The 1663-nt window shown below is 68.3% G+C and carries 1 protein-coding gene; it reads right to left on the bottom strand.

Going from position 1 to position 1663, the window contains the following annotated elements; translation table 11 throughout:
• Window positions 1-37 precede the first annotated feature (37 nt).
• Complete coding sequence (locus OO52_RS45375; protein WP_420711476.1) at window positions 38-1573, bottom strand: ISL3 family transposase; 1536 nt, start codon at window positions 1571-1573, stop codon at window positions 38-40.
• Window positions 1574-1663: the final 90 nt, after the last annotated feature.

Here is a 1663-nt window from a genome sequence, read left to right on the forward strand (position 1 = left end):
GGGTCTGTTCCGTAGTCGGTGGTGACGGCGGGTGTGGTCAGCCCAGGAGGATGCGGTGGCGGAGGAGGGGGAAGCTCGCGCGGCCGTACATCTGGCGCTTGATCAGCTTGGTTTTGTTGTTGACGCCTTCGGTGCCACCGTTGTGGTGCGGCAGGGTGAGGGCGGCGTCGACTGCGGCGCGGTCCTTCTCGAGGCCCCGGGTGAAGGCATGCAGGTGGGGCAGGTCCTCGGCCTGGGCCAAGGTGATCCAGGTGCTCAGCAGGGCGGCATTGCCGTCGCTGGGATCCAGCAGCACGGCGAAGTGGTGGATGAGGTCGGCCAGAGCGGTCATCTCGTGGCAGGCACCGCGGGCGGCGTCGATACGTTCTCGCTGGTGGTCGTTGAGGCGCTCGGGGCGGGTGAGCAGGTAGCGGGCCAGGCGCCGGGGCGAGAGGGCGGGCCGGTCGGCCTCGACACGGCCCTGGTTGATGTAGCGGACGAGCAGGTTCGAGCTGCCGGTGTAGCCCAGCTCCCTGATCTCCTGAAGGAGATGGGTGACGGGGACGGCTGGATTCTCCAGTCTGCGCCTACGCAGGTGATCGCGGTAAGGATCCACCAGGGTGGGCCGGTACTTGGGGGTGCGGATGAGGCGCTCGGGCTCGGCGACACGGTCGTAGCGCTTGACGGTGTTCAAGGCGAGGTTGAGACGCCGTGCGCACTCCAGAAGTCCTACTCCGCGCTCGCGCAGGGCGTGGACCTGCTGCCAGCGCTCGCGGGTGGTGGCGGCCTGTTTCCCCTCATCCGCGGGCGGGCCCGCTTTCGCCCAGCAGGTGCTGTGCGCGGCGACTTCTTTGCGGACGGCCTCGGCGAGGTTGTGCCACAGGTGCCAGCGGTCGCTGATCTGGACCGCGTCGGGCAGGGCTCGGCGGACCGCCTCAGCATAGGTGGCCGATCCGTCGCGGCACACGGCCTCGATACCCGGATGTCCGCGCAGCCAGCCTTCCAGAGTGGCGGCTTCGCGGCCGGGCAGTACCTCGATTCGCTCACCGGTCTCGGCGTTGATGATGATCGTGGCGTAGCTCTGCCGGCGCCGCAGGGCGAAGTCGTCGACCCCGATCACTCGCGGTATCCGCACCGCCGGCACGGGCACCCGCCGCAGCAGCCGCAAAGCGGAGGCGTACGACACGGGCACGGCCAGCGATCGGGCGAGTCGGGCGGATGCCCGGCCGCATAACTCCTTGACCAGGTCAGAGAGCTGGCCGGTCAGACGTGTGGTGCGGCGCTGATAGCGCTCCAGAAGCCCGGGGACCTGCTCTCGGAAGGTCTGCCGCCTGCAGCCCAGGACCGGACAGACCAGCCGTCGTATCCTCACCCGGACCACGACCTGCCGGCCGTCGACCGGCACATCCCGCACTGTCCGGCCGTGATACCCGTGGACCCTTCCCGTCGCCACGCCGCACACCGGACAGGGAACGGGAACATCCCGGGTCCGAGCCGTAACCCGGACTATCTCGCCACCGTCCGCCACATCCTCGATGACCAACGCCGACAACCCCGAAAACACCGTTCCCACCAACGCGTTCGCATCAAGCACGCTCAATGATCACGGGCGAGGACTCACCGTCACCACCGACTACGGAACAGACCCAAACGAGCGGTGTAACTGGGGTAGTTGGGGTTACTG

The sequence above is a fragment of the Streptomyces flaveolus genome, from assembly GCF_000716535.1.
GTDB lineage: Bacteria > Actinomycetota > Actinomycetes > Streptomycetales > Streptomycetaceae > Streptomyces > Streptomyces flaveolus_A.